Source organism: Sphingomonas sp. Leaf37 (genome assembly GCF_920939475.1).
In the GTDB taxonomy this organism is placed as follows: domain Bacteria; phylum Pseudomonadota; class Alphaproteobacteria; order Sphingomonadales; family Sphingomonadaceae; genus Sphingomonas.
Genome location: NZ_CAKLAX010000001.1, coordinates 87,237 through 108,848, shown reverse-complemented (window position 1 = coordinate 108,848; position 21,612 = coordinate 87,237). Strand labels below are relative to the sequence as shown.

At 68.0% G+C, this 21,612-nt stretch carries 20 protein-coding genes and 1 riboswitch; of the genes, 15 read left to right on the top strand and 5 right to left on the bottom strand.

The genetic code is table 11. From position 1 onward, the window contains the following. Nucleotides 1–46: 46 nt before the first annotated feature. From LRA87_RS00390 to cobA, 9 genes are all read left to right on the top strand, one after another. Nucleotides 47–382, top strand: a complete 336-nt coding sequence (locus LRA87_RS00390; protein ID WP_230628434.1) for an STN domain-containing protein — start codon at nucleotides 47–49, stop codon at nucleotides 380–382. Nucleotides 383–485: 103 nt separating this feature from the next. Next, on the top strand, nucleotides 486–1,064 hold the full coding sequence (locus LRA87_RS00385; protein WP_230628433.1) for an ANTAR domain-containing response regulator: 579 nt from the start codon (nucleotides 486–488) through the stop codon (nucleotides 1,062–1,064). Further along, nucleotides 1,064–2,266, top strand: a complete 1,203-nt coding sequence (locus tag LRA87_RS00380; RefSeq protein ID WP_230628432.1) for a CmpA/NrtA family ABC transporter substrate-binding protein — start codon at nucleotides 1,064–1,066, stop codon at nucleotides 2,264–2,266. The genes LRA87_RS00385 and LRA87_RS00380 overlap by 1 nt, the downstream gene beginning before the upstream one ends. A 254-nt stretch (nucleotides 2,267–2,520) precedes the next feature. Beyond that, a complete protein-coding gene (locus LRA87_RS00375; RefSeq protein WP_230628431.1) occupies nucleotides 2,521–3,759 on the top strand; it encodes a nitrate/nitrite transporter in 1,239 nt (412 codons plus the stop codon). 1 nt (nucleotide 3,760) lies between these two features. After that, nucleotides 3,761–4,963 carry an alginate export family protein gene (locus tag LRA87_RS00370; protein WP_230628430.1) on the top strand — a complete coding sequence of 401 codons (1,203 nt, stop codon included), beginning with the start codon at nucleotides 3,761–3,763 and terminating at the stop codon, nucleotides 4,961–4,963. Next, entirely contained in the window at nucleotides 4,960–7,428 is a 2,469-nt protein-coding gene (gene nirB, locus LRA87_RS00365) for a nitrite reductase large subunit NirB (protein ID WP_230628429.1), read from the top strand. Before LRA87_RS00370 ends, nirB begins: the two co-directional genes overlap by 4 nt. Beyond that, the gene (nirD, locus tag LRA87_RS00360) at nucleotides 7,425–7,763 is read left to right on the top strand and encodes a nitrite reductase small subunit NirD (protein ID WP_230628428.1); all 339 of its coding nucleotides are present in this window, start codon (nucleotides 7,425–7,427) and stop codon (nucleotides 7,761–7,763) included. The genes nirB and nirD overlap by 4 nt, the downstream gene beginning before the upstream one ends. Before the next feature lie 187 nt (nucleotides 7,764–7,950). Further along, a complete protein-coding gene (locus tag LRA87_RS00355; protein WP_230628427.1) occupies nucleotides 7,951–10,545 on the top strand; it encodes a nitrate reductase in 2,595 nt (864 codons plus the stop codon). Next, nucleotides 10,535–11,338 carry a uroporphyrinogen-III C-methyltransferase gene (gene cobA / locus LRA87_RS00350; RefSeq protein WP_230628426.1) on the top strand — a complete coding sequence of 268 codons (804 nt, stop codon included), beginning with the start codon at nucleotides 10,535–10,537 and terminating at the stop codon, nucleotides 11,336–11,338. The genes LRA87_RS00355 and cobA overlap by 11 nt, the downstream gene beginning before the upstream one ends. Before the next feature lie 85 nt (nucleotides 11,339–11,423). Here cobA and LRA87_RS00345 read toward each other — a convergent pair whose 3' ends face one another. Both LRA87_RS00345 and LRA87_RS00340 read right to left on the bottom strand, forming a co-directional pair. After that, nucleotides 11,424–11,669: a helix-turn-helix domain-containing protein gene (locus LRA87_RS00345; protein ID WP_230628425.1), complete on the bottom strand. Its 246-nt coding sequence runs from the start codon at nucleotides 11,667–11,669 to the stop codon at nucleotides 11,424–11,426. A 1-nt stretch (nucleotide 11,670) separates the two neighbouring features. Further along, nucleotides 11,671–12,162, bottom strand: a complete 492-nt coding sequence (locus LRA87_RS00340; RefSeq protein ID WP_230628424.1) for a DUF2975 domain-containing protein — start codon at nucleotides 12,160–12,162, stop codon at nucleotides 11,671–11,673. Nucleotides 12,163–12,219: 57 nt separating this feature from the next. On the opposite strand from LRA87_RS00340, the gene LRA87_RS00335 reads away from it, so the two are divergent. From LRA87_RS00335 to yghU, 4 genes are all read left to right on the top strand, one after another. Then, nucleotides 12,220–13,131, top strand: a complete 912-nt coding sequence (locus LRA87_RS00335; protein WP_230628423.1) for an ATP-binding cassette domain-containing protein — start codon at nucleotides 12,220–12,222, stop codon at nucleotides 13,129–13,131. Further along, nucleotides 13,128–13,850, top strand: a complete 723-nt coding sequence (locus LRA87_RS00330) for an ABC transporter permease (protein ID WP_230628422.1) — start codon at nucleotides 13,128–13,130, stop codon at nucleotides 13,848–13,850. The genes LRA87_RS00335 and LRA87_RS00330 overlap by 4 nt, the downstream gene beginning before the upstream one ends. A gap of 107 nt (nucleotides 13,851–13,957) precedes the next feature. Continuing rightward, the gene (locus tag LRA87_RS00325) at nucleotides 13,958–14,515 is read left to right on the top strand and encodes a DUF1993 domain-containing protein (protein ID WP_230628421.1); all 558 of its coding nucleotides are present in this window, start codon (nucleotides 13,958–13,960) and stop codon (nucleotides 14,513–14,515) included. Between the two features lie 60 nt (nucleotides 14,516–14,575). Beyond that, complete coding sequence (gene yghU / locus LRA87_RS00320; protein ID WP_230628420.1) at nucleotides 14,576–15,448, top strand: glutathione-dependent disulfide-bond oxidoreductase; 873 nt, start codon at nucleotides 14,576–14,578, stop codon at nucleotides 15,446–15,448. 134 nt (nucleotides 15,449–15,582) lie between these two features. Here yghU and LRA87_RS00315 read toward each other — a convergent pair whose 3' ends face one another. The 3 genes from LRA87_RS00315 to LRA87_RS00305 form a co-directional block, all read right to left on the bottom strand. Further along, on the bottom strand, nucleotides 15,583–16,242 hold the full coding sequence (locus LRA87_RS00315) for a UPF0149 family protein (RefSeq protein WP_230628419.1): 660 nt from the start codon (nucleotides 16,240–16,242) through the stop codon (nucleotides 15,583–15,585). Continuing rightward, on the bottom strand, nucleotides 16,239–16,436 hold the full coding sequence (locus tag LRA87_RS00310) for a hypothetical protein (protein ID WP_230628418.1): 198 nt from the start codon (nucleotides 16,434–16,436) through the stop codon (nucleotides 16,239–16,241). The genes LRA87_RS00315 and LRA87_RS00310 overlap by 4 nt, the downstream gene beginning before the upstream one ends. A 118-nt stretch (nucleotides 16,437–16,554) precedes the next feature. Continuing rightward, nucleotides 16,555–16,944: a MerR family transcriptional regulator gene (locus LRA87_RS00305; RefSeq protein ID WP_230628417.1), complete on the bottom strand. Its 390-nt coding sequence runs from the start codon at nucleotides 16,942–16,944 to the stop codon at nucleotides 16,555–16,557. A gap of 74 nt (nucleotides 16,945–17,018) precedes the next feature. On the opposite strand from LRA87_RS00305, the gene LRA87_RS00300 reads away from it, so the two are divergent. Beyond that, nucleotides 17,019–17,768, top strand: coding sequence for a glutaredoxin (locus tag LRA87_RS00300; protein ID WP_230628416.1), 750 nt, complete (start codon nucleotides 17,019–17,021; stop codon nucleotides 17,766–17,768). Between the two features lie 113 nt (nucleotides 17,769–17,881). After that, the gene (locus LRA87_RS00295) at nucleotides 17,882–21,046 is read left to right on the top strand and encodes a helicase-related protein (RefSeq protein ID WP_230628415.1); all 3,165 of its coding nucleotides are present in this window, start codon (nucleotides 17,882–17,884) and stop codon (nucleotides 21,044–21,046) included. Nucleotides 21,047–21,307: 261 nt separating this feature from the next. Continuing rightward, nucleotides 21,308–21,528, top strand: a riboswitch (cobalamin riboswitch). The last annotated feature ends 84 nt before the right edge of the window (nucleotides 21,529–21,612 follow it).

The window sequence follows — 21,612 nt, the reverse complement described above, 5'->3', positions numbered from 1 at the left end:
GCTGTCGCACCTGCACAAGGGCCATTTCGGCCATAGGAATCATCCAATGCGTAAGTTCGTGCTGCCGATCATGTTCGGTTTCGCCGCTACCCTGCCCCATGCTGCCAGCGCGCAGGATGCCAGCTTCTACAATTGCCAGAACGATCGCGTCCGGGTCGCCATCGCGCCGATGCGGCTGGACAAGGCGATCGCAAAGTTCACCAGCGTCACCCGCTGCCCGGTTTCGATCGATACGGACATGGTGAAGGGCCGGCCGACCCGTACGATGAGGACCGGTCTGGCCAAGGGCAATCTGACCCCCGAACAGGCACTTGTCCGCATGTTGCGCACCACGCCGCTGAAGGCCAGGCCGATCCATGGCGGCTTTTCGGTCGCCCGATAAGGCACCGCACGTTCCGGCAGCACGGGCCTGAAAACGCCCGCGCTGCCGGACGCGCATCGCCGGCGCGGTTGGCAGCGGACGGCACCTGCGCATATGAGGTGTCATGCGGATCGCGATCATCGATACCAGCACGACCCGTGCCGCCATCATCTCGGATGGCCTGCGTGAGGCGGGGCTCGGCGATCTCGCGCTGATCGATCCCGCCGGCCCGCTGCTCGCGCAGCTCGAGGCGGCCCGGCCCGAGGTGGTGCTGGTCAACCTCGAAAACCCCAGTCGCGACATGCTGGAGGATTATTTCGCGATGAGCCGCGCGCTGGCCCGGCCGATCGCGATGTTCGTCGACCAGAGCGACGCGGAATCCACCGCGGCCGCGGTCGATGCGGGCGTTTCCGCCTATATCGTCGACGGGCTCGCCAAGCAGCGGATCAAGCCGGTGCTCGACCTCGCCATCCGCCGGTTTCAGGCCTTCGCGCGGTTGCAGACCGAACTGGCGGAGGCGAAGAGCGCGCTGGCGGACCGGCAGGCGGTGGACCGGGCGAAGGCGATCCTGATGAAGCGGCGCGGGCTGGACGAGCCGGCGGCCTATGCGCTGCTGCGCAGTCACGCGATGCAGTCCAACCGGCGGATCGCCGAGATCGCGGACGCCATCGTCACCAGCGATGCGCTGATGGGAGATTTGTGATGTTCCGCATCGGTTTCCTGCCGCTGGTCGATGCCGCGCTGCCGATCCTGGCGCACGAACAGGGGTTTGCCGCGGCCGAGGGCGTGCGCATCGAGCTGGTGCGCGACCTGACGTGGGCGACGGTGCGCGACCGCTTGTTGTACGGGCATACGGATGCCGCGCACCTGATCGCGCCGCTGGCGATCGCGACCAGTCTGGGACGGGGGCGGCCGGCGGTGGCGCTGAGCGTGCCGTTCGTGCTGGGGCTGAACGGGAATGCGGTGACGCTGTCGACGGCGCTGGCGGCGGCGGTGGAGCTTGGCGGGGGGCTGGCGGATCCGGTGGCGCTGGGCGCGCGGCTGCGGACGGTGGCGGTGGAGCGGGCGGCGGCGGGAACGCGGCTACGGTTCGGGGTGGTGCATCGCTATTCCAGCCACAATTACATGCTGCGCTATTGGCTGGCGGCGGTGGGTATCCAGCCCGATCGCGACGTCGAGATCGTCGTGACCAGCCCGCCCTTCGCCGCCGATGCGCTGGCGGCGGGCGAGGTCGACGGCATCTGCGTCGGCGAGCCGTGGAACAGCATCGCGGTCGATCGCGGGGTCGGGCGGATCGCGATGGTCACCGCGCAGATCTGGCGGCGGGGCGTGGAGAAGGTGCTGGCGCTGCGCAGCGATACGGTGGCGGAGCGGGGCGAGGAGGTCGCGGCGCTGATCCGCGCGCTGCACCGGGCCGCCGCACATTTCGTCGCGCCGGACACGGCGGAGGACAGCGCGGCGATCCTGTCGCGCCCGGAATATTGCAATGCGCCGCCGGAGACGGTGCTGCGCGCGATCACGGACCGGGTGCGGCTGGCACGCGATGCGGAGGCGCTGCACATTCCGGATTTCATGTTCCAGTACCGCGAGGCGGCGAACTTCCCGTGGCGCAGTCAGGCGGCGTGGCTCTATTCGCAGATGACGCGGTGGGACGGCACGGCGTTCTCCGCGGCGGAGGCGAAGGCGGCGGAGGGGGTGTTCCGGCCGGACCTGTATCGCGCGGCGCTGGCGGGATCGTCGGCGACCCTGCCGGGCGCGAGTTCGAAGATGGAAGGGTCGATCGGGGAAGCGACCGGAGTGGGCGCGACGCAGGGGCGGCTGATCCTGGGCAGTGACCGGTTCTTCGACGGACGGGCGTTCGATCCGGACGAGATACCGGCCTATCTTGCCGGACTGGCAGGGTAGCGGCGCGGCCAATGATTTGCTGCATGTGCGAAATGCACTTGCGCCGACCCTGCGAATCAGGCAGCTTTCGAATCGTCGGGCAATGATGCCGGACACGAAATAGACGCAGCGCCTTTCCAACGGGGGGCAGGCTCTGCGGCGACGGGACGGCGGTGACGCCATCCGTCAACGGCAACGAAGCCGCCAGGATGTAGCCAGCGATGGCCGCCGTCCTGGCGGCTTTTTCTTTGTCCATCGCAGATGGGGGACGGCACATGGCCACGGCACTCTGGCAAGACGATACGACGCAGGACAAGACCGGCTTCTGGCAGAGCGGGCATACGCCGACGCTGATCGCCGCATTCCTGTATTTCGACCTCGCGTTCATGGTGTGGGTGCTGCTCGGGCCGCTCGCGCCGGAGATCGCGAAGACGCTGGCGCTGACCCCGGCCGAAAAGGGGCTGATGGTCGCCACGCCGACATTGGCGGGGGCGATCCTGCGCGTGGTCAACGGCTTGCTCGTCGATCGGATCGGACCGAAAAAGGCGGGCGCGATCAGTCAGATCATCGTCATCATCGGGCTGTTCTCCGCTTGGATGCTGGGTGTGAACAGCTTTGCCGGTACGCTCGCGCTCGGCGTGATACTGGGGTTCGCCGGCGCCAGCTTCGCCATCGCGCTGCCGCTCGCCAGCCGCTGGTATCCGCCGCAGCATCAGGGCAAGGCGATGGGCCTTGCCGGCATGGGCAATTCGGGCACGGTGCTCGCGGCGCTGTTCGCCCCTGCCCTCGCCAAGCTGTTCGGCTGGAACGCGGTACTCGGCCTCGCCTGCATCCCGCTGGGGATCGTGTTCGTCGCCTATATGGTGATGGCGAAGGATGCGCCGGACGCGCCCGCACCCAAGAGCCTCGGCCAGTATCTGACCCCGTTGAAGACCGGCGATGCGTGGTCGCTGATGGGATTCTATGCCGTGACGTTCGGCGGGTTCGTCGGGCTGGCCGCCAGCCTGCCGATCTATTTCACCGATCGTTTCGGCCTGACGACGATCCAGGCCGGCTATTGCACCGCCGCATGCGTGCTGGCGGGATCGCTGGTGCGTCCGATGGGCGGCGCACTGGCCGATGCGATCGGCGGCGTGAAGGCGCTGACCGCAGTGTTCATCGTCGCGGCGCTGGCGCTGGGCGGCGTGAGCATGGCCGGTAGCGTCGAGGCGGCATTGGGGCTGTTCGTCTGCGCGATGCTGGCGCTCGGCACCGGCAATGGCGCGGTGTTCCAGCTGGTGCCGCAGCGCTTCGCCGCGGAGATCGGCGTGATGACCGGGCTGGTCGGGTTCGCCGGGGGTATCGGCGGATTCTATCTCGCCTCGTCGCTCGGCATCGCCAAGCAGTTCACCGGCAGCTTTTCGTCCGGGTTCCTGATCTTCGCCGGCCTCGCTATCCTCGCCTTAACTGGCCTGACGCTAGTGAAGACCGGATGGCGGGCGCGCTGGGGCGCCGCCGATACAGTCCGGATCTGACATGCGCTATACCCTTAATTTCCCTGTACTTGCCCTGATCTGCGCGGCGCCCGCCGCCGCGCAGACGATCACCCCGCTGATCGATACCCGCCTGCGCCACGAGCATGTCGAACAGAACGGCCTTCGCGACGATGCCGATGCCGTGACCGCCCGTATCCGCGCCGGGCTGCAGGTGACCGAAGGCCCGTGGTCGGCGCTCGCCGAAGCGCAGGGCAACCTCGCCATCGTCGGCAAATATTACGATGGCCTTCAGGGATCCGCGACGTCTCGCCCGCAGATCGCCGATCCGCAGAGCATCGGCCTGTACCGGGCGCAGTTGCAGTATCGCAGCGCGCCGCTGACGGTGACGGCTGGTCGCCAGCGCATCCAGCTGGAGGACGAACGCTTCGTCGGCGCCGCCGGCATCCGCAACAACGGCCAGACCTTCGACGCGGTGCGCGTCGAGGTTGCGCCGCTGAAGGGCGTGAAGGCGGACGTCACCTATGCCTGGGGCGTCCGCACCATCTGGGGCATCGACGGATTCGGCGCACGGCCGCAGGCGGTGGGCGGCGACAATATCTTCGCGACGCTCGGCTGGGCGTCGCCGATCGGCACGTTGAGCGGTTTCGCCTATCTGGTCGATCAGGACGAGGCGCCGGTGCAGGGCTATCGCCTGTCGAGCCAGAGCTATGGCGTGCGGCTGGCGGGATCGCGGAAGGTCGGCAAGGCGACCGTCGCATGGCAGGCGAGCCATGCGCGCCAGTCCGACTACCATCGCAACCCCAACGACTATCGCGCCGATTACTGGCTCGCCGACGTCGCGGTCGATCTGGCCGGACCTAAGCTGGGCGCGGGGTATGAGGTGCTCGGCGCCGATCGCGGCACCGCGCTGACCAGTTTCCAGACACCGCTGTCGGCGATCTTCAAGTTTCAGGGCTGGGCGGACAAGTTCACCACCACGCCGCCCGACGGCATCCGCGACCTGTATGCCAGCGCCGGCTGGGGCTGGAAGCAGGTCGGCACGCTGAAGAACGTTTCGGTACAGGCGATCTACCACCGGTTCGAGAGCGACCGTCTGGTCCGCCATTACGGCAACGAAATCGACCTGCTGGCGCAGGCGAAGCTCGGCCGCACCGTCGCGAGCGTCCGCTACGCCGATTACGACGCGGACCTGTTCGCCACAAACACCCGCAAACTCTGGCTCCAACTGGACTGGACCCTATGATGAACACCCGCGAACACCTGGTCGTCATCGGCAACGGCATGGCCGGCTGCCGTGCGGTGGAGGAGCTGATCGCCCGCGATCCGCATCGCTACCGCGTCACCATCTTCGGTGCCGAACCGCATGTGAACTACAACCGCATCATGCTGTCGCCGGTGCTGGCGGGCGAGAAGACGTTCGACGAGATCGTCATCAACGATGCCGCCTGGTACGCGTCGAACGCGATCGAGCTGATATCGAGCGACCCGGTGCAGGCGATCGACCGCGTGGCGAAGACGGTGACGGCGCGGTCGGGACGCAGCGTGTCCTACGACAAGCTGCTGATCGCGACCGGCTCCGATCCGTTCATCATCCCGGTGCCGGGCAAGGACCTGCCCGGCGTCATCAGCTTTCGCGACATGGCGGATGTCGACCACATGCTCGCGGCGGCGGGAGCCGGCGGCGATGCGGTGGTGATCGGCGGCGGCCTGCTCGGGCTGGAAGCGGCGCATGGCCTCACGCTGCGCGGTATGAAGGTCACGGTCATCCACCTGATGCCGACGCTGATGGAGCGGCAGCTGGACGAGGCGGCGGGCTGGCTGCTGAAGTCGGCACTGGAAGCGCGGGGGCAGACGATCCTGACCGAGGCGCATACCGCCGCAATCGTCGGCGACGGCAAGGTCGAGGGCGTCGCTTTGAAGGACGGCACCGTCATCCCCGCCAGCCTCGTCGTGATGGCGGTCGGCATCCGGCCGTCGGTCGCGCTGGCGCGGGATGCCGGTCTCGCGGTCGGTCGCGGTATTCAGGTCGACGACCATATGGTCACGTCCGACCCGTCGATCCTCGCGGTGGGCGAATGCGTCGAGCATGACGGCAACGTCTACGGGCTCGTCGCGCCGCTCTGGGATATGTGCCGCGCGCTCGCCGACGGGCTGGTCGAGAGGCACAGCGGCTATCGCGGCTCGGTCACGTCGACCAAGCTGAAGGTCGCGGGGCTGGACGTGTTCTCGGCGGGCGATTTCTCGGGCGGCGACGGGGCGGAGGACATCGTGCTGCGCGACGCCTCGCGCGGCGTCTACAAGCGCGTGGTGGTGCGCGGCGACAAGGTGGTCGGCGCGGTGTTGTACGGCGATACCGCGGATGGCGGCTGGTATTTCGACCTGCTGAAACGCGAGGAGGACGTGTCGGCGATCCGCGACATGCTCATCTTCGGCCAGGCCTTCGCCTCGGGAGGGGGGCAGGCGGACCCTAAGGCGGCCGTTGCGGCGCTCTCCGACGAGGCGGAGATCTGCGGCTGCAACGGCGTCACCAAGGGCAAGGTCGTCGCCTGCATCGGCGCGGGCAACACGACGCTCGACGCGGTGCGCGCCACCTGCAAGGCGTCGGCATCCTGCGGCTCCTGCACCGGACTGGTCGAGACGTTGCTCGCCGTCACGCTGGGCGATGAGTATTCGGGCGAGCGCACCGTCAAGACGATGTGCAAATGCACCAGCTTCGGCCACGACGACGTGCGGCGAGAGATCGTCGCGCAGGATATGCGATCGATTCCGGAGGTGATGCAGAAGCTGACGTGGAATACGCCCGACGGCTGCTCGTCATGCCGGCCGGCGCTGAATTACTATCTGCTCTGCGCGCTGCCGGGCGAGTATAAGGACGACCAGCAGAGCCGCTTCGTCAACGAGCGCCTGCATGCCAACATCCAGAAGGACGGCACCTATTCGGTGGTGCCGCGGATGTGGGGTGGGCTGACCAACCCGCGCGAACTGCGTGCGATCGCTGATGTCGTCGAGAAGTTCGACGCGCCGATGGTCAAGGTCACCGGCGGGCAGCGGCTCGACATCTTCGGGATCAAGAAAGAGGATCTGCCCGCGGTCTGGGCCGATCTCAATGCCGCCGGGATGGTCAGCGGCCATGCCTATGGCAAGTCGCTGCGTACGGTGAAGACCTGTGTCGGGAGCGAATGGTGCCGGTTTGGCACGCAGGATTCGACGGGCCTCGGCGTGAAGGTCGAGCGGATGACGTGGGGCAGCTGGATGCCGCACAAGTTCAAGATCGCGGTCAGCGGCTGCCCGCGCAATTGCGCCGAGGCGACGATCAAGGACTTCGGCGTGGTGTGCGTCGACAGTGGGTACGAACTGCACGTCGGCGGCAATGGCGGCATCAAGGTTCGCGCCACCGACTTTCTCTGCAAGGTCGCGACGGAGGACGAGGCGATGCATTACTGCGCGGCCTTCATCCAATTGTACCGCGAAAAGGCGCGTTATCTGGAGCGCACCGCGCCGTGGATCGAGCGGATCGGGGTCGAATATATCCGTGAACGCATCGCCGACGATGCGGAGGGTCGCGACGCGCTGGCCGCACGGTTCCGCTATTCGCAGAGCTTCTCGCAGGACGACCCATGGGCCGCGCGTGCGGCGGGCGACGCGCGCGAACAGCATGCGCCGATGGCGGTGTTCACTCCTCTGGATGCAGCGAGGGAAATGGCATGATCGGCGAATGGCTCGATATCGGCTGGGTCGACGAAATCCCGGTGCGTGGCAGCCGCACGGTGCAGGTCACCGGCGGTGATGACATTGCGGTGTTCCGCACGGGGGACGGCAAGGTCTTCGCATTGCTCGATCGCTGTCCGCACAAGCATGGGCGGTTGAGCCAAGGGATCGTGCATGGCGGCGCGGTGGCGTGTCCGCTGCACAACTGGCGCATCTCGCTGACCACGGGCGAGGCGCTGGGTGAGGACAAGGGCTGTACGCCGGTGGTGCCGGTGAAGGTGTCGGCGGGGCGGGTGCTGATCTGCCGGACCAGCGTGTTGGCGGCGGCGGCGTGACGATCCGGGACTTCCAAAGAGAAGCCCCTCCCCTTCAGGGGAGGGGTTGGGGGTGGGGCGGGGTCTCACCGAGACCATCGCCCGCGGACAGGCCCCACCCAAACCCAGCGTCGGGTCGGTCAGGCTCCCAGCCTGACCTGAACCGCGCGGGGCGCGGTTCACCCGACGCTCCTGAAGGGGAGGGGCTTTGAGCGCGACCCGCACCACCTGCGCCTATTGCGGCGTCGGCTGCGGCATCGTCGCCACCCCCACCGGCGAGCGCACCGCCACCATCGCCGGAGACCCCGATCACCCCGCCAACCACGGCAAGCTCTGCTCCAAGGGCACCCACCTCGGCGAAACGATCGGCCTCGAAGGCCGCCTGCTCCACCCCATGATCGGCCAACGCCGCGCCACATGGGACAAGGCGCTCGACCTCGTCGCCCGCAGGTTCCGCGACACCATCGCCAAACACGGCCCCAACAGCGTTGCCTTCTACGTCTCGGGTCAGCTCCTGACCGAGGATTATTACGTCGCCAACAAGCTGATGAAGGGCTTCATCGGCTCCGCCAACATCGACACCAATTCCCGCCTCTGCATGTCGAGCGCGGTCGCCGGCCACACCCGCGCGTTCGGCGAGGATATCGTGCCGGCGAGCTACGACGATCTCGACGCGGCCGACCTGATCGTGCTCGTCGGCAGCAACACCGCCTGGTGCCACCCGGTCGTCTACCAGCGTATCATGGCCGCCCGCGCCGCGCGCGGGACGAAGCTGGTGGTGATCGACCCGCGCCGCACCGAAACCGCGGACGAGGCGGACCTGCACCTCGCCATCCGCCCCGGCACCGATGTCGCGCTGATGCACGGCCTGCTGGCCTGGTGCCGCGCGAACGGCGCGGTCGACCATGCCTATCTGGAGCGCCACGTCGCGACTCCCGACGATTTCTGGAAGGTGTTCGGAGAGGGGAGCGACCTGTGGTCGACGGCGCGCACATGCGATGTTGCGCCGGACGACCTCAGGCGCTTCTTCGACCTGTTCGCCGCCACGCCGCGCACCGTCACGATGTTCAGCCAGGGCGTGAACCAGTCGCTCAGCGGGACGGATCAGGTCAACGCGATCATCAACCTGCACCTCGCGACGGGTCGCATCGGCAAGCCCGGTGCCGCACCGTTCTCGATCACGGGACAACCCAATGCGATGGGCGGGCGCGAGGTCGGCGGGCTGGCGTCAACGCTGGCGGCCCACATGGACTTCGCGCCCGAGAACGTCGCGCGCGTCGGGCGGTTCTGGGCCGCGCCGAACATGGCGACGAAGCCGGGTCTGAAGGCGGTCGACCTGTTCCGCGAACTCGGCCACGGGCGAATCAAGGCGTTGTGGGTGATGGCGACCAATCCTGCCGTATCGATGCCCGACGCGGGGCGGGTACGCGAGGCGCTGGCGACGTGTCCCTTCGTCGTGGTCAGCGACGTGATCGCGGAAACCGACACCAGCGTTCACGCCCATGTCCGCCTGCCCGCCGCGGCATGGGGCGAGAAGGACGGCACCGTCACCAATTCCGACCGCACCGTCAGCCGCCAGCGCGCGTTCCTGCCGCTGCCCGGTGAGGCGAAACCGGACTGGTGGATCGTCACGCAGGTGGCGCGGCGGATGGGGTGGAAGACCGCCTTCGCCTACGATCGCCCCGCCGAAATCTGGCGGGAGCATTGCCGGCTGTCGGGATACGAGAACGACGGAGCGCGGCTTTTCGCGCTGCCGGGGCAGGCGGCGCTGGGCAATGCGGCTTACGACGCGATGGAGCCGTTCCGCTGGGGCGGCACGCCGTTCGCGGACGGGCGCTATCCGACGCCGGACGGCCGTGCACGGCTGGTGCCGGTGGTGCAGAAGCTGCTCGCGAAGCCGCTCGCCGACTGGCCGATGACGCTCAACACCGGGCGGTATCGCGATCAGTGGCACACGATGTCGCGGACCGGCCTGTCGCCCAAGCTGGCGCGCCATCGCGAGGAGCCGTTGGTGGAGGTGCATCCCGACGATGCCGCCGCATTGGCGCTGACGGACGGTGCACTGGCCCGGGTTGCGACACCGCAGGGGGACAGCCTGTTTCGCGTGCGGATCGCGACGACGCAGCGGCCGGGCGAGCTGTTCACGCCGATCCACTGGACCGACCGGAGTGCGACGGGTGGCCGCACCGGGCTTTTGCCGCGCCCGCTCGCCGACCCGATTTCCGGGCAGCCGGGCTTCAAGGCGACGCCGGCGCGGATCACTGCGGTCATGACGGGGTGGCGGGGCTTCGTCATCGTCGCGGGTGAGCTGGCCGCCCGGCCGAATTGCCCGTGGGCGACGCGGGTCGCGGTTCCGTGCGGCACGGCGTGGGACCTTGCAGGAAATGGCGATGCCGCGGCGCTCGACGCGCTGCTGCCGGCCGGCCAGCGGCTGGAGGCGATCGACGCGGCACGGGGAACGCGCCGCATCGCGATCCTGCGCGACGGGCGGCTGGCCGCGGCGCTGTTCGTCACCCGCGACGGCACGCTGCCGCCGCGCGACTGGCTGGTGGAGCAACTCGCCGAGCCGCAGGCCGCGCCGACGCTGCTCGCGGGTCGCGCGCCCGGCGTTCAGGTCGACCGCGGGCCGATCGTCTGCGCCTGTTTCGATGTCGGGCTGAAGACCATCCTGTCGACGATCGCCGCCCAGCGCCTGACCGATGTCGCCGCGATCGGCACCGCGTTGAAAGCGGGCACCAATTGCGGCTCGTGCCGGCCGGCGCTCGCCAAACTCCTCGCCGAAGGATCGACCCATGCCGCATGACACCATCGCCCCCGGTACCGTCTGGCTGGTCGGCGCGGGCCCCGGCGATCCCGACCTGCTCACCCGCAAGGCCGAACGCCTCATCGCCGCCGCCGACGTCGTGTTCTACGACGCCTTGGTCGGCCCCGGCGTACTCAACCTGATCCCGGCGAACGTCGAGTGCGTCGGCGTCGGCAAGCGCTCCGGCCGCCATTCGAAGGATCAGGGCACGATCGACGACATGATCGTCGCCGCCGCGCTGGCGGGCCGGCGCGTCGTACGGCTGAAAGGCGGCGACCCGTCGATCTTCGGCCGGTCGACCGAGGAGATCGACGCCTGCGCCGCGCACGGCATTACGGTGCAGGTGTGCCCGGGCATCACCGCCGCCAGCGCCGCCGCCGCGTCGGGGGTGGTATCGCTGACGCTGCGCGGACTGGCACGGTCGCTGACGCTGGTCACAGCGCATGCGCGGGCGAACGAACCGCTGGACCTCGACTGGGCGGCCCTCGCCCGGCCGGAGGCGACGCTGGCGGTCTATATGGGCCGGGCGGCGGCGGGTGACGTGTCGCGCAACCTGATACAGGCCGGACTAGCGCCGGACACGCCCGTGATGGTGGCGGTCAACGTGTCGCTTCCCGACGAACGACTGATCCGCGGTCGCCTGGATGCGCTGGCGTTTCTGGTCCGCACGATCGGCGATCGCGATCCCGCATTGCTGCTGATCGGTCAGGCGATGGCCCAGCCCATCGAGAGGGGCGCAGGACAGCCGGCCGCACGGCGGACCACGTCGAGCGATCGGATCATGCTGGTCTGATCCGATCCGCAGACGGACGCTCGTCACCGACGAGCGAGACCGGTTCCGAAAAGATGGATGTAGCGGGCGCCTTCATGCCCGTCCGCTACACTTCGTCGTCGGTTGCGAGCGGAGAGAGGTCGGCGGGATCGAACGCGTAGCTGAGCAACTCTCCCGGCGCGCAATCCAGCACCGCACACATGCGCGACAGAGTGGAGAAGCGCAGCCCACGCACCTTGCCCGACCGGAACAGTGACAATTGCGTCTCGCTCAGGCCCACGCGGCGGGCAAGCTCCTTGCCGGTCATCCTGCGTTTCGACAGCACCGCGTCCAACGTGATCTCGACCGGCACGTCAGAGAATCCCGTCCAGTTCCGCTTCCATCTCGCCGGCAGCGTCGAACAGGCGGACGATCAGCAACAACCCCGCCCCGATCGCACCGACGCTGAAGGCCGCGACGTCGAACCGCAGCAATCCCCCACCCTCGCCCCGTTCCATCAGCCAGAAGATCAGATTGGGCATGACGACCACCTGAAGCGTCGCGCCGAGGAGCATGGCGGCGCCCAGCCGGGACAAGGCGCGGCGCGTCGCCGATCCGAACAATTCGCCGGCGGCGATCGACACGAACGCGCTGCGCAATTGCACCAGTCCCAGCAGATACACCAGCGGCGGCACGAGTTCGGTCAGGTTGGACCAGCCCGCCGGTGGCCGCCCCAAGGCCAACGACAATGCCAGCGGCCAGGCCAGCAACAGAAACGTCCCCGCGATCAGGATCGCGGTCAGGCGGCTCAGGGCGCGTGCCTGCCGGATGACGCCCGCACGGGCGGGTGATGAGATGGTAGACATTTATCTTTCACTTAAATAACACGGGCTGAATTTAAATCTTAGCTAAAGGCGCCTGTGATGGAAACAGCTCTTTCAGCCACCGGGCTGGTCAAGCGCTATGACGGCCGTCCGGTCGTGGATGGCCTGAACCTCACCGTACCCCGACGCGCGATATACGGCTTTCTCGGTCGGAACGGGGCCGGCAAGACGACCACGATGCGCATGGTGCTGGGACTCGTGCGTCCTGATGCGGGGCGACTTACGCTGTTCGGCGACGACCGGCGGCAGCGCAGCGCGGTCGTCGGAGCGCTGATCGAAGCGCCTACCGTCTGGGGCAATCTGACGGGACGCGAAAACCTGGAGGTCACCCGTCGGCTGCTCGGGGCCGACCGCGGCGAGGTCGATCGCGTCCTTGCCGTGGCAGGGATCGCCGACGTCGCTGATCGGCGCGCGGGCGGTTATTCGCTGGGTATGCGCCAGCGGCTCGGCATCGCCCGCGCACTGATCGGGGGACCGCGCCTGCTGGTGCTGGACGAGCCGACCAATGGCCTCGATCCGGACGGGATCGCGGACGTCCGGCATCTGCTCGCCCGGCTGGTCGCCGAAGACGATGTGACGGTGATCGTCTCGAGCCACCTGCTCGACGAGGTCGAACGCGTGGCCACGCATGTCGGCCTGGTCGCGCATGGCCGGATGGTGGCGGAAGGACCGATCGCGCAGGTCCGCGGATCGGTCGATCCAGTGGTGGAAGTGGAAAGCGACGCCGGTGCCGGCGACACGCTGGCCGCGGCCGGCTTCGGCTTCACGGCGGATGGTTGCCGGCTGCTCGTCCGCACCGACGCCGCCGACCGGCTGGCGGCGCTGCTGATCGCTGCCGGTCACCCCGTCTCGCATCTGGTACGGCGCGAACGTCGACTGGAACACCTTTTCGACCGGACCGCATTCGACCGGATCGCGTTCGACCGGACCGTACAGGGAGCGATGGCATGATCACGGTATTGGCGGTCGAACTGCTGCGCCTGCGACGGTCGCTGACGCTCGGGCTGGTGATCGCGGCGCCGCTGAGCCTCAGCGTACTGGCGTTCGTGATCCTGATGGATCGCGACAAGTCGCTGCCATGGCGCATGTTCGCCGACGGGACGGCGGCGATCTGGGCCTATCTGATGCTGCCGATGGCAGCGACGGCGCTGTCGGTGCTGCTGGCGCAGGTGGAGCAGGCGGCCCGCGGCTGGGACCATCTTCTCGCCCTGCCCGGCTGGCGCGGCCGCTTCTTCCTCGCCAAGCTGCTCATCCTGCTGCTGCTGCTGGCGGCGATGAGCGTGCTGATGGTCGCCGGGATGGCCGCGGCCGGGTCCGTCGCCGATGCGATCACCGGCGGCAAGATGCTGAGTGGCGAGGCGCCACTCGGGCATCTTGCGGCGCTGATCGCGCGCATGTGGGTCGCCGGCGGATTGCTTGCCCTTCTGCAGTTATGGCTCGCCCTGCGCGCACGCAGCTTCGTGCCGCCGCTGGTGCTGGGCATCGGCGGCACCCTGATCGGGGTGGTCACCGCATCGGCCAGACAGGGCGTCTATATTCCATGGCTCCTGCCGGTGAACATGCTTTCCTCGCCCGACCGCGCCCAGCAGGCGCTGGTGACGGCGATATTGGGAATGGCCGTGCTGGTTCCGATCATGCTGATCGACCTGTCGGCACGGGCGCGGCGCTAGGCAAATTCGCGCAGGGTGAGCCGAACGCACGGTGTCGGCACGCTTGACGCCTGCGGCCATCCCGGCTTGGATCGGCTCGCGGATCAGCCACGGAAAGCCCTTATCCCATGACGCTGCAAGATCTTGTCGTGCCGACCTATGTGCAGATGCTGGGGACGCTGTCTCAATGGCTGGACAAGGCCGAGGCCCAGCAGCCCGACGGCGGCGCGGAAGCATTGCTGGTCGCCCGGCTCGCCCCCGACATGTTTCCGCTGGCGACGCAGATCCGCTTCGCCTGCCGGCAGGCGCAGGAGGGCGTCTTTCGACTGTCCGACCGGGAATTTCCACCTTCGCTACAGGTCCTGCTCGACGAAGCGCGCAATGCCGGAGACGCGCCCGGTACGCTTGCAGACGCACGGGCCCGGATCGTCGAGACGCTCGGCGTAGTCGAGGCTGCCGCGGCCGGGATCACGATGGACGCGTCCGCGCCGATCGCGCACGCACTGCCGAATGGCATGGTTCTCGACCTGACGGCCGGGCAGTACGCGCGCGACTGGGCGTTACCGCAGTTCTATTTCCACGTCGTGACGGCCTATTCGATCCTGCGGGCGCAAGGCGTCGCGCTGGGGAAGGCCGATTATGTCGCGCATATGGTCGCCTGTTTCCGCCAGCCTGCCGCATCCTGAGAGACGATCGGCAGCTATGATCGCACGCGTCTTGCGCCCTTCCCCGACGAGAGATCGACGATGAGCAACGATCCCTACACGCCTCCCGCCGTCTGGACCTGGAACAAGGAGAGCGGCGGCCGCTTCGCGAGCATCAATCGCCCCGTCGCCGGCGCGACGCACGATGCGCCGCTGCCCGTCGGCGAGCACCCGCTCCAACTCTATTCGCTGGGAACGCCGAACGGCGTGAAGGTGACGATCATGCTCGAGGAGCTGCTCGCGGCCGGCCATGCCGGTGCCGAATACGATGCGTGGCTGATCCGCATCGGCGAGGGCGACCAGTTCGGCAGCGGCTTCGTCGACGCCAATCCGAATTCCAAGATTCCCGCGCTGGTCGACCATAGTGGCGACACACCGGTGCGCGTGTTCGAATCCGGCGCCATCCTGGTCTATCTTGCCGAGGCCTTCGGTGCGTTTCTGCCGCCGTCCGGACCGGCACGCGCCGAATGCCTGTCGTGGCTGTTCTGGCAGATGGGCAGCGCGCCGTTCCTCGGCGGCGGTTTCGGCCATTTCTATGCCTATGCGCCCGAGAAGTTCGAATATCCGATCGATCGCTACGCCATGGAGACGAAGCGGCAGCTCGACGTGCTCGATCGCCGGCTGGCGGACAGTGCGTTCGTTGCCGGACCGGACTATACGATCGCGGATATGGCGATCTGGCCATGGTACGGCCAGCTCGTGCAGGGCGAATTGTATGGTGCGGCAGAATTCCTGAAGGTGCAGGATTATCGCAACCTTCGGCGCTGGACGGAGCAGCTGGCGGATCGGCCCGCCGTGCGGCGCGGCCGGATGGTGAACCGGGTGACCGGGGACCCCGCGAGCCAGCTGCACGAACGCCATGCCGCGGACGATTTCACGACGCGTACGCAGGACAGGCTGCAGGGGCAGGCGTAACGGTGGTCCGCGAAAGGACCACGGTCCCGCCGCTGATCAGCCCGTGGGAGGATGCCGCTGCTTCTCCTCCGTCGTCGAGACGATGCGAACGGCCGACGCGCCAGATGCGCCGGGCAACAGGGGCCGCCGGTCGCTCAGCTACAGCAGCGCTTGTGCTTTTTCCCGGATCCGCAGGGACACGGATCGTTGCGACCGACCTTGGCCGCCATGGTGGCGGGTGCGGCGACCGGCATCCGCCCGGCGGATTGCGCGCGCGCGGCGTACAGATGCTCGACGGCCTCCGTCAGCTCGGCCACAGCGCGGTCCTGAAGCGCGTTGACCGCCATGCTGTCGAGGTCGCTTTCGTTGCGCGCGACCGCGATCAGCATGTCCAGTCGCGACCGCGAGGCCATCGTGTCCGGATCGTTCGCCAGCGTCGCCCAGGCGTCCGGACGCAGCGCGATCATTTCGGCGAAACCGTCGATCCAATATTCCCACAGGGGTTCGCCATCGCGCTCGTCGATGTCGAGGATCGGCTGAAGCTTGCCGCGGGCGAGATCGCGCGCGATCTCGTCACGCCGCGCCGCCACTGCATTGGCGAACCATTGCACATCCAGTGGATCCTCGAAGGGCGGGATGCCATCGGCTTCGGCTCCCCAGACCACGGTCATCCACTCGGCCGGCAGGATCGCATCCGGGCAGATCACCAGCCCGGTGAGAAACCCGTCGAGCTCGGTCAGCAGCATCGGCTCCTCGACGGGCAGATCGGCGAGCGCGCCATCCAGCCGGCGGAAGCGCGACGGCAACCGCTTCACAGGCTGAGGTTCCTTCGGCGCATCTCCGCCTCCGCCATATTGCGCAACGGGGTCGGATCGCCCGCGGCGAAAATGTCGGCGAGATCGAGCAGGTCCTCGTCGGCCAGCGCCACCACCGACGCTTCCACCGCGGCGAGACGGTCGAGCGCGCGCTCCGTTTCGGTCGCCATGCGCTTCATTCGTGTTTTGAGCATGGATGTCCGCTAGCAGGATCGAACGGGATTGGCATCGGGCAACCTGTCTGCGAACGTTACGTCGCCCGCGGGATGATCGATCGGTCGGCGCGGTGGCGGCGCGACGGAAGGACCGATGTCACCGCTCGAACGCGAGCAGAATGGGGCACGGGCCGCCGGTCCCGGCGCCGCAATCGTCGGCAAGCCGTGCCAATGCCGCCCTCGCCTGCTGCATCTCCGTGATCCTCGCATCGAGCGCTGCGATCCGCGATCGCGCGAGATCCCGGACGCGGGCGCGATCCTCGGTTGCATCGAGTGCCAGAAGCTCGCGGATTTCCTCCAGCGTGAACCCCGCCGCCTGCGCCTGCCGGATGAAGCGCAAGCGTCGCACGTCGTCGTCGCCATAGCTTCGGAACCCGCCATCGGGCCGTTCCGGTTCGGCCAGCAGCTGCCGCCGCTGGTAATAGCGGACGGTCTCCACGCCCACGCCGCCGGCTTGCGCCAGCCCTGCTATGGTCATTCTCGACATCGGCGCTTGACTCCGGACCATGGTCCGGACCCTATATCGACAGGGTGCCACCGCAGGCAATCAGGAGTGCACCCATGTCCCGCCGTCCCGTCGCCATACTCTATCGCATGGTCATGCCCGAACACGTTTGTCCCTATGGGTTGAAGGCGCTCGACCTGTTGCGGCGCAAGGGCTTCGAGGTGGAGGACCACCACCTCACCGATCGCGCGCGGACCGACGCCTTCAAGGCCGGGCACGGCGTGAAGACGACGCCGCAGGTGTTCATCGCCGGCGAACGCATCGGTGGCTATGACGATCTGCGCCGCCATTTCGGCAGCCGCGTCGCCGAACCCGGCACCACCAGCTATCGCCCGGTCGCGGCGCTGTTCGCGATCACCGCGCTGCTGGCGATGGCGGTGAGCCTTGGCACCCTCGGCGCGCCGTTCACGCCTCAGGCCCTCCAGTGGTTGGGCGGCTTCAGCATGGCGACGCTCGCGCTGCTCAAGTTGCAGAACATCGAGACGTTTTCGACGATGTTCCTCAACTACGACCTGCTCGCCCGTCGTTGGGTGCGCTACGGCTACGTCTACCCGTTCGCGGAGGCACTCGCCGGGGTCCTGATGACCGCGGGCGTGCTGGACTGGCTGTCGATCCCGATCGCCCTGTTCATCGGCATCATCGGCGCCGCCTCGGTCTTCAAGGCCGTCTATGTCGACCGGCGCGAACTCAAGTGCGCCTGCGTCGGGGGGTCTGCCGACGTTCCGCTCGGCTTCGTGTCGCTGACCGAGAACCTCGGTATGATCGCCATGGCGGTGTGGATGCTCGTCAGGTCGGGATCGATGTGAGCAGGCGTGCGGTCGGGCGGTCGGGCGGTCGGCTGAATCGCGGGGATCGTCATCACGCACTGGAACGCACCCATCGGCTAACACGTTTGCGCAGCTCACTTTTCAGGTTCCCCATGCCAGCAAACCCGCCGTCCAGGAGCGTCCACCGCAGCACGGCCGAACACGCCGCATCCCTTGCCCCCCTGCTCGACGACGGCGATCTCATCGCGATCGCGCGGGATGAAGTCGCGGCGGCCGGGCTGGCAGACACGCTGGCCGCCTTGTGTCCGGACAACACAATCCTGTTCTGCCCCGGCAGCGATGCCCTGCCCGGCGACGCCGCGCCGCCCTCGCCCGGCAACGTGGGACAGCGGGTTGCGAGCCTGCACAGGCTGCAACGGCTGCTGGCGACACCGCAGCGTCCGAGAATCGCGCTGATCAGCACGGGCGAGGCGGCGGCGCGGGCGTATCCCAAACCCGAAACCTATGCGGCCGAACCCCCGGCCGTCGCGGTCGGAGACGAGGTCGATCTCGCCGCGCTTCAGGAAAGCCTGCTGGCGATCGGCTATGTCGCGGACGAGCGCGTGGACGAACCCGGTGAAATCGGGTTGCGCGGGCAGGTGCTGGACGTATTCCCCGCCGATGCCACGCTGCCGCTGCGGATCGAGGCCGCCGACGGCCGGATCGCCGCCATCCGCAGTTACGATGCCGCCGACCAGCGCAGTATCGAGGATATCGATCGCCGCGATCTGGGGCGCGTCACAGAACCGGCGGTCAGCGACACGCCGACGACGCTGCTCGATCAGTTTTCGGGCGCACGCGTGACGATCGATCCGGCCGCGGACGACCGTCGCGAGCGTTTCCTGAAGCTGGTGAAGGATGCGACGCGGCGCGGGTCGAAACGCACGTCCAGCGATGTGATCGACGACGCCACATGGCGCAAGACGCTGAAGGCGCGTGACGTCGTGACGTTGGCGCCCGCCGCCGATCCACCACCGCGGTTCGTCGAAAATCCGTCGCCGCTGCGTGCCTGCGCGCAACTGGCGAGGGAGGTGCTCGACACGGGCGGGCGTGTGGTCCTGCTTGCCAGCCGACGCGATCTCCGGTTTCTTGCGCCGCGCCTCGCCAATGCCGTCAAACGTGACATGCAGGATGTCGGATCCTGGGCGCAAGTGGCTGCGGCGAAACCCGGCACCCTGTTGTCGCTACCGGTCTGCGCCGATCGCGGGTTTCGCCACGAGGATGTGCTCGCGGTCACCGCAGCCGATCTGATCGGCAGTCGGGCCGAGCGGAGCGGACAGGCGGTGGCGGTCGCCACGCCCGCGTTAGACGCCGGCACCGAACTGCGCGTCGACGATGTGGTGATCCACGAGGATCATGGACTTGCCGTGATCACCGGCTTGCAGGCGCTGCCCGTCGATGAAGGCGATGGCGGCGACGCGATCGCGCTTACCTATGCCGACGAGGCGGTGCGTCTGGTGCCGGTGTCGGAAGCGGATCGCATCTGGCGCTACGGGGCGGAAGATGATGCGGTTCGGCTGGACAAGCTCGACGGATCGACGTGGCACAAGCGCCGCGGCGAGATCGACGCGGCCATCGCCGAAACCGCCAAGGCACTGACCGCGCTCGCGGAAGAGCGCGCGAACCACACTGCGCCGGTGCTGGATGCGGCACCGGCCGATTACGAGCGTTTCGCGGCCGGCTTCCCCTTTTCGGAAACGCCGGACCAGCTGGCGGCGATCGAGGCGGTGCGCTCCGACCTTGCCAGCGGACGGCCGATGGACCGGCTGGTGGTCGGCGATGTCGGGTTCGGCAAGACCGAAGTGGCGGTACGGGCCGCCGCGGTCGCGGCATTGTCGGGTCGTCAGGTGGCGATCGCTGCGCCTACGACCGTGCTGGCGAGGCAGCATTTCGAAACCTTTACCAACCGGTTCGCCGATACGGACATCACCGTCGCCAGCCTGTCCCGCACCTCCGGCGCGGCCGAACGCAAGGCGGTAAAGGCCGGTCTCGCCGACGGAACCATCCGCATCGTAGTCGGCACCGGCGCGATTGCCGGCAAGGGTGTCGTCTACAAGGACCTCGCGCTCGTCATCGTCGACGAGGAGCAGCGCTTCGGCGCCGCGGACAAGAACCGGCTGCAACAGCTGTCCAGCGGCCATGTCCTCACCCTGTCGGCGACGCCGATCCCGCGGACGCTACAGGCCGCGATGGTCGGCCTGCGCCAGCTGTCGATCATCGCGACCCCGCCGGCGCGGCGTCAGCCGATCCGCACCGCCGTCAGTGCGTTCGCCGACGCGACGTTGCGGGCGGCGCTGCTGCGCGAGCACAGCCGGGGCGGGCAGAGCTTCGTGGTGGTGCCGCGCATTGCCGACATGGCGCCGCTCGCGGCCTTGCTCGACCGTCTGGTGCCCGAGCTGGACGTGCTATCCGCGCACGGCAAGATGCCGGCGGCGGATATCGATGCATCGATGGTGCGGTTCGGACGCGGCGACGGCGACGTCCTGCTGGCGACCAACATCATTGAGGCCGGGCTGGACGTCCCGCGCGCCAACACCATGGCCATCATGCATGCCGACCGCTTCGGTCTGGCGCAATTGCATCAGTTGCGCGGGCGCGTCGGGCGCGGCAGCCGACGCGGACAGGTATTGCTGTTCACCGACGCAGACGACGCGATCGCGCCCCGCACGATCAAGCGGCTACGCACGCTGGAAGCGTTCGACCGGCTCGGCGCGGGGTTCGCGATCAGCGCCCGCGATCTCGACCTGCGCGGTGCCGGCGACCTGATCGGCGACACGCAGGCCGGGCATATGCGCCTGATCGGCGTCGAGTTGTACCAGCAACTGCTGGAAGGCGCGTTGCGCGAGGCGCGGGGGGAGAGCGTCGAACGATGGACCCCGGTGCTGCACCTCGGCATTGATGGCCGTCTGCCTGCGGAATGGATCCCCGACGTGAACATGCGGGTCGCGCTGTATGCGCGACTGGCGCGGATCGTGTCGGCCGACGAACTCGACGGGTTCGAGGAGGAGCTGACCGACCGCTTCGGCGAGGCTCCGGTCGAGGCACGCCGCCTGCTGACAATCGCGCGGCTGCGCCTGCACATGCGGGTGGCGGACGTCGCGCGGATCGACGCGGGGCCTGCGGCGATCGCCTTTACCCCGCGTGGCGACGTCGCCGCGCTCGCCGCGAAACTGGGATTGCCGGAAAAGAAGGGGCGGGTCTTGCTTGCCGAAGCCATTGATGATCCGGAAGCGCGGCTCGAGCGGGTGGGTGCTCTGATGCACGCGGCGGCAGGATGACGTGATCGGCGGCGTCAGCGGGTCGGGTCCGCGGATCCGGAACGGATGCGGTGCGCGCTCTCGCGCAAATCGGGCCACCCTCCGCAGACGCAACACATCCTCGATCGGCCGCTCGGGGTCGGCACCAATCGACCATCTGCCGGCCACGAACGGCCTGGCGTGCCGGCTCCCGGCCCCTTGTCACCCCGCATTTCGATCGTCACAGGATATAACGATATAAAGATATCTTTATATCGTTATTGACAGAGTCTCGCGGATGGTGTTGAACCGGCTCGTCGAGGTTCCTCATCCCAGGCATGGCGATGAGGCTAAGACGGGAAGCCGGTGATGTCCTGCGGACATAATCCGGCGCTGCCCCCGCAACTGTAAGCGGCGAGCGGCGGTTCCAATTCGTGTCACTGGGCTTTGCACAAAGCCCGGGAAGGCCGGAACCACCGCATTGACCCGTGAGCCAGGAGACCTGCCTCCGACGCCAAAACGTTCCTCGGACGGGGGTTCCTCCGGTGGATCGCGTTCGATGCACGTTCCGTGGCTTGCGCCATCCGGGCCTGTGCGGCCCTGCGCGC

Bases quoted from the DNA above. Each gene is read 5' to 3' on its own strand.
- cobA (WP_230628426.1), top strand. From the start codon at position 10,535: ATGCCGCATGACACCATCGCCCCCGGTACCGTCTGGCTGGTCGGCGCG.
- nirD (WP_230628428.1), top strand. From the start codon at position 7,425: ATGATCGGCGAATGGCTCGATATCGGCTGGGTCGACGAAATCCCGGTG.
- LRA87_RS00330 (WP_230628422.1), top strand. From the start codon at position 13,128: ATGATCACGGTATTGGCGGTCGAACTGCTGCGCCTGCGACGGTCGCTG.
- LRA87_RS00310 (WP_230628418.1), bottom strand. From the start codon at position 16,436: ATGCTCAAAACACGAATGAAGCGCATGGCGACCGAAACGGAGCGCGCG.
- LRA87_RS00385 (WP_230628433.1), top strand. From the start codon at position 486: ATGCGGATCGCGATCATCGATACCAGCACGACCCGTGCCGCCATCATC.
- LRA87_RS00300 (WP_230628416.1), top strand. From the start codon at position 17,019: ATGTCCCGCCGTCCCGTCGCCATACTCTATCGCATGGTCATGCCCGAA.
- LRA87_RS00390 (WP_230628434.1), top strand. From the start codon at position 47: ATGCGTAAGTTCGTGCTGCCGATCATGTTCGGTTTCGCCGCTACCCTG.
- nirB (WP_230628429.1), top strand. From the start codon at position 4,960: ATGATGAACACCCGCGAACACCTGGTCGTCATCGGCAACGGCATGGCC.
- LRA87_RS00305 (WP_230628417.1), bottom strand. From the start codon at position 16,944: ATGTCGAGAATGACCATAGCAGGGCTGGCGCAAGCCGGCGGCGTGGGC.
- LRA87_RS00370 (WP_230628430.1), top strand. From the start codon at position 3,761: ATGCGCTATACCCTTAATTTCCCTGTACTTGCCCTGATCTGCGCGGCG.
- LRA87_RS00340 (WP_230628424.1), bottom strand. From the start codon at position 12,162: ATGTCTACCATCTCATCACCCGCCCGTGCGGGCGTCATCCGGCAGGCA.
- LRA87_RS00375 (WP_230628431.1), top strand. From the start codon at position 2,521: ATGGCCACGGCACTCTGGCAAGACGATACGACGCAGGACAAGACCGGC.
- LRA87_RS00380 (WP_230628432.1), top strand. From the start codon at position 1,064: ATGTTCCGCATCGGTTTCCTGCCGCTGGTCGATGCCGCGCTGCCGATC.
- LRA87_RS00295 (WP_230628415.1), top strand. From the start codon at position 17,882: ATGCCAGCAAACCCGCCGTCCAGGAGCGTCCACCGCAGCACGGCCGAA.
- LRA87_RS00325 (WP_230628421.1), top strand. From the start codon at position 13,958: ATGACGCTGCAAGATCTTGTCGTGCCGACCTATGTGCAGATGCTGGGG.
- LRA87_RS00335 (WP_230628423.1), top strand. From the start codon at position 12,220: ATGGAAACAGCTCTTTCAGCCACCGGGCTGGTCAAGCGCTATGACGGC.
- yghU (WP_230628420.1), top strand. From the start codon at position 14,576: ATGAGCAACGATCCCTACACGCCTCCCGCCGTCTGGACCTGGAACAAG.